The sequence below is a fragment of the Mycobacterium sp. genome, from assembly GCF_035653355.1.
Taxonomy (GTDB): domain Bacteria; phylum Actinomycetota; class Actinomycetes; order Mycobacteriales; family Mycobacteriaceae; genus Mycobacterium.
The window spans coordinates 1-5,094 of record NZ_DASRBZ010000186.1 but is presented as its reverse complement, the minus strand read 5'-3'; the positions used below and the strand labels follow the sequence as shown (position 1 = coordinate 5,094).

Genomic DNA, 5,094 nt, shown 5'->3' with positions numbered 1-5,094 from the left:
GCTCACCAACGTCACGGCCAGCATCGCCAGGATCACACCCGCCGAGGCGGCATGTCCCGGCCGCTCCCCCAGCGCCATCCCGACACCGACCGGTACGGCCGCATCCAGCACCGCCGCAAGAGGAGACACCACGGAGATCGGCCCCGATCCGAGCGCTGCGTAGAACCACCACGCGGCCACCCCCTGGCTGACCCCGCCGAGCACACCCCACAGCACAGCGCCGGGGTGGACGGGCCCGCCCACGATTGCGGCCAGTGCGCAAAGCAGCACACCGGTGATCGGGTAAGACACCAGCACCACGCGAAGCGCGGCGACCCGGCGTGCGGCGATCCCGCCGGCAAAGTCGCTGACGCCGAAGCTGACCGCAGACAGCTGGGCGTAAGCGGCCCCGATCAGCTCATGCCCTTTACGTGTCGACCCAACTCTCGCACCACTTCTCGTTGCGCGTCGCGGCGCGCCATGTCCTGTCGTTTGTCGTGCGCTCTCTTGCCGCGCGCCAGTGCGAGTTCCACCTTGACTTTTCCGTGGGAGAAGTACACCGACAGCGGCACCAGCGCGAGGTTACCATCTCTGATCTTGCCGACCAGATGGTCGATTTGGCGCCGATGCAACAACAATTTGCGGTTGCGCCGGGGATCGTGGTTGGTCCAGCTTCCGTGGTGATACTCCGGAATATGCATGTTGCGCAGCCATACTTCGCCGTTGTCGACGGTGGCGAACGCGTCGACCAGAGACGCGTGGCCCTCCCGCAGGCTTTTCACCTCGGTGCCGACCAGTGCGACTCCCGCCTCGAAGACTTCGAGGATCGAAAAATTATGCCGCGCTTTGCGGTTGGTGGCGATGATCTGCCTGCCGTCGCTTGCCTTTGCTCCGGATTTCTTGGCCACCGCTACCGCCGCACATACACCCGCAGCGTGGCGTACGCCGTCAGCCCGGCCATCGCCACACCCACAAAGAACAGGATCGGAGAAATATAAAGGATGTCGGCGTAGTCGATCCGCGCTATCAAATTGGCTTGATAGAACTGGCGGAGCGCATTGTCCAAAAACCAAGCACGAACCACGATTAACCCGATGACAGCGATAATGACACCGACCGTCGCCGCCACCATCGCCTCCAGCAGAAAAGGCAACTGGGTGTACCAGCGGCTGGCGCCGACCAGCCGCATGATGCCCACTTCCGTGCGCCGCGTATAGGCTGCGACTTGAACCATGTTGGCGATCAACAACACTGCGCCGATCGCCTGCACCAGGGCCACCGCGAACGCGGCACTACTCAGACCGTCGAGCACAGCAAACAAGCGGTCGATCAGATCTTTTTGGTTGAGCACCGAAAGCACACCGGGCTGGCCCTGCATGGCAGCGTCAAAGTCTTTGTGCTGCTCCGGGTTCTCCAACTTCACGATGAACGACGCCGGGAAGGAATCCTTACCCGCGACGTCTTTGTACTGCGGGAACTTTCGGATCGCGTCGTCGTAGGCGTCATCGCGATTGAGAAACCGCACGGATTTCACGTCGTTGCGCGCTTCGATCTTCTCGCGCAATGCCTTACACGCCTGGCTGGTACACGTCGGATCGTTGGCGGAGACGTCGTTGTTCAGGAACACCTGCGTCTCGACGCGGTCGAGGTAGATACTGCGGGAGTGCTCGGCCAACCGGACCACCAGCAGCCCGCCGCCGAACAGGCCGATGGAGATGGCGGTCGTTAAAACCATCGCGATCGTCATGGTGACGTTGCGACGAAGACCAGTGACGACTTCGTTGAATAGGAAGCTGAATCGCACTTAGCGATCCATCCCGTACACGCCGCGCTGCTCGTCTCTAACCAACCTGCCCAGCGACAGCTCGACGACACGCTGGCGCATCGAGTCGACGATGTGATGGTCGTGAGTGGCCATCACTACGGTGGTTCCGGTGCGGTTGATCCGCTCCAGCAAATCCATGATGTCCTTACTGGTCTCCGGGTCCAGGTTGCCCGTGGGCTCATCGGCCAGCAGCACCAGCGGCCGGTTGACGAAGGCGCGCGCGATGGCGACGCGCTGCTGCTCGCCACCGGAGAGCTCACTCGGCAGCCGGTTGGCTTTGCCGGAGAGGCCGACCATCTCGAGCACGTCGGGCACCACGCGGTTGATCGTCTCGCGGCGCTTGCCGATCACCTCCAACGCGAACGCAACGTTTTCGTACACCGTCTTCTTTTGCAGCAGCCGGAAGTCCTGGAAAACACAGCCGATCACCTGCCGCAGGCTCGGGATGTGGCGGCCGGGCAAGGCGTTGACGTGGAATTTCGAAACCCGGATGTTGCCCGCCGTGGGTTTTTCCTCGGCCAGCAGCAGTCGCATGAACGTGGACTTGCCGGAGCCAGACGGGCCGATGAGGAAGACAAACTCACCCTTGTCGATTTTGACGTTAATGTCATCCAGCGCCGGGCGCGCCGACGCTTTGTACTGCTTGCTGACATGGTCAAGGGTGATCATCACGGCTCGCCAGTGTAGCGATGGCTTGCACCGCGCCCCGCGACCCAAGACCAGCCAGCGCATCCAGCCAAGGCCAGCCGTGTCGACTCGGTGCTCACGGCAGCGGCAGGGGCGCTGGCCCTGGCCCGGGTCCGGGCGGCGGTGGGGCCGGCGCTGGGCTCGGGCCTGGCGGCGCTGTGGTCGTCGTGGTGCCCGGGCCGAAAGGCGGCGGAAGCAGGAACGGCGGCGGAGCCGGCGTCGATGTCGTGGTGGTCGTTGTCGGTGGCGGCGTGGTCGTCGGTGTCATGGTCGGCGTCTGGGTCACCGTCACGGTGGACGGCGGCTGCTGCAGCCTGCTGCGCGGGACCCACGTGTAGTTCGGGTCGGGGACGAAGCCCGGCGGCACGACTTGCGTGGCCGGCACCTGGGCAGGCTGTTTCGACGTCGGCTCATAGGTGTCGTGCAGCCACCACACCGCCAAGAAAAGAAGGACCAAAGCCACGGTGGACGTGCGAACATGACCGCCGAACAGGTAGCCAGGCGAGCCCCGCTCCACCTCGCCGCCGGCCCTCTTGAAGACGTTCAGCGTGAAGTTCCAAGATCTCGGCGCCGCTAACTTCACCGCCTCTGCACCGCCCCTTGCGTCTCCTCCTCGGCGCCTTCGGCAGTCGCCGGATGCACGATCGCGCCCACCGTCGGCTGCGTTTCATTGGCGGAAACGATCCCGGCCCGGGCAAGCGCGCGCACGACCAGCACACGCAACTCCCGGCCCGCCTGGAACTGCTTGCCCGGCAAGGTCCGAGCCACCAACCGCAAGGTGACGGTGTCGACCTGGATGCTTTCCACCCCCATCACGGTCGGCGCATCCAGCAACAACTCCCCCAGCACCGCGTCCTCGCGGGCATGCTCACACTCCTGGCGCAGCACATCGTTGACTTCGCTGAGGTCGGCGCTCGTTGGCACCGGGATGTCGACGACGGCGCGCGCCCAGTCCTTGGACAGGTTCACCGACTTGACGATCTGCCCGTTGGGCACGGTGAACACCTCGCCGTCGGGTGAGCGCAGCTTGGTCACCCGCAGTGTGACATTCTCCACCGTGCCGCTGGCGTCAGTCGATGACCCGACGATGGTGAGCTCCACCAGATCGCCGAATCCGTACTGCTTTTCGGCAATGATGAAAAACCCGGACAGCAGATCTTTGACGAGCTGTTGGGCGCCGAAGCCCAGCGCCGCACCCAGCACGGTTGCCGGGGCCACCAGTCCGCGGACTGAAAGCTGCAATACATCGGCAATCTGGACCGCGACGGCCACAGCGATCAGCACGATCGCCACCCACGAAATCACCGCCGCCACGGCCTGCCGGTGTTTGGTTGCTTCGGAACGCACCAGCGCGTCGCTCTCGGTGAAACCGACGTCGAGGCGCTCGGTCACCTTTTGCGCCGCCCAATTGACGAACCGGGCCGCCAGCACGGCGCCGATCAGCAGCAAGACGATGCGCAGGCCTTTGTCGAGGATCCAGTCACGGATGTCGCCGCGCCACAAGTCATGCCAAGGCTGGGCCACGTAGGTTTCAGTCACCGCCAAAATGGTGGTATCAGTCATCGCCTCGTCTGTTGCGCCACCGGATCCCCGCTTCCAGGAATCCGTCGATGTCCCCGTCCAGCACGGCCGCCGGGTTGCCGACCTCGTACTCGGTGCGCAAGTCCTTGACCATCTGGTACGGGTGCAGAACGTAGGACCGCATCTGGTTACCCCAGGAGCTGCCGCCGTCACCCTTCAGCGCATCAAGCTCAGCACGCTCTTCTAAGCGCTTGCGCTCCAACAACTTTGCCTGAAGCACTCGCAACGCCGACATTTTGTTCTGCAGCTGCGATTTTTCGTTCTGGCAAGTCACGACGATACCGGTCGGCAGGTGGGTAAGTCGAACGGCCGAGTCAGTGGTGTTCACCGACTGGCCGCCAGGACCGCTGGAGCGGTAGACGTCGACGCGGATATCGCCTTCGGGAATGTCGATGTGATCGGTGGTCTCCACCACCGGGAGCACCTCGACCTCGGCGAACGACGTCTGCCGGCGGTGCTGGTTGTCGAACGGGCTGAGCCGCACCAGCCGGTGGGTGCCCTGTTCGACCGACAGCGTGCCGTACGCGTACGGCGCGTGCACCGCGAAGGTCGCGCTTTTGATCCCGGCCTCTTCGGCGTAAGACGTGTCGAACACCTCGACCGGATAGTTGTGTTGCTCGGCCCAGCGGATGTACATCCGCATCAGCATCTCGGCCCAGTCCGCGGCGTCAACCCCGCCAGCGCCGGAGCGGATCGTGACCAGCGCCTCACGTTCGTCGTACTCGCCCGACAACAGGGTCCGAACTTCCATCGCTTCGATGTCGGTGCGCAGCGCCTTGAGCTCAGCGTCGGCTTCGGCCAGGGTCTCGGCCGCGGCGCCGTCTTCTTCGGCGGCCAGCTCATAGAGCACCGGCAGGTCGTCTAGGCGGCGGCGCAGCTCTTCCACGCGCCGCAGTTCGCCCTGCGCGTGCGACAACTCGCTGGTCACCCGCTGCGCGCGGGTCTGGTCGTCCCACAGTTTAGGATCGGACGCTTCATGTTCAAGCTTCTCGATCCGACCGCGCAGACCGTCGACATCGAGC

Annotated in this window: 7 protein-coding genes; all 7 read right to left on the bottom strand. The window is 64.2% G+C overall.

Going from position 1 to position 5,094, the window contains the following annotated elements; all coding sequences use genetic code 11:
- Positions 1-396, bottom strand: a 396-nt coding sequence (locus tag VFA16_RS06230) for an EamA family transporter (protein ID WP_324966979.1), incomplete at its 3' end; no start/stop codon positions are given.
- On the bottom strand, positions 393-887 hold the full coding sequence (smpB, locus tag VFA16_RS06225; protein ID WP_324966976.1) for an SsrA-binding protein SmpB: 495 nt from the start codon (positions 885-887) through the stop codon (positions 393-395). The genes smpB and VFA16_RS06230, both read right to left, overlap by 4 nt.
- A gap of 2 nt (positions 888-889) precedes the next feature.
- The gene (ftsX, locus tag VFA16_RS06220) at positions 890-1,783 is read right to left on the bottom strand and encodes a permease-like cell division protein FtsX (RefSeq protein WP_324966975.1); all 894 of its coding nucleotides are present in this window, start codon (positions 1,781-1,783) and stop codon (positions 890-892) included.
- Complete coding sequence (gene ftsE, locus VFA16_RS06215; protein WP_324966978.1) at positions 1,784-2,473, bottom strand: cell division ATP-binding protein FtsE; 690 nt, start codon at positions 2,471-2,473, stop codon at positions 1,784-1,786. It abuts the gene before it with no gap.
- A 94-nt stretch (positions 2,474-2,567) separates the two neighbouring features.
- The gene (locus VFA16_RS06210; protein WP_324966977.1) at positions 2,568-3,038 is read right to left on the bottom strand and encodes a hypothetical protein; all 471 of its coding nucleotides are present in this window, start codon (positions 3,036-3,038) and stop codon (positions 2,568-2,570) included.
- Positions 3,039-3,070: 32 nt separating this feature from the next.
- A complete protein-coding gene (locus tag VFA16_RS06205) occupies positions 3,071-4,054 on the bottom strand; it encodes a mechanosensitive ion channel family protein (protein ID WP_324966974.1) in 984 nt (327 codons plus the stop codon).
- Positions 4,047-5,094: peptide chain release factor 2 (gene prfB / locus VFA16_RS06200; RefSeq protein WP_324966973.1), on the bottom strand; the 1,048-nt coding region annotated here is incomplete at its 5' end. The genes prfB and VFA16_RS06205, both read right to left, overlap by 8 nt.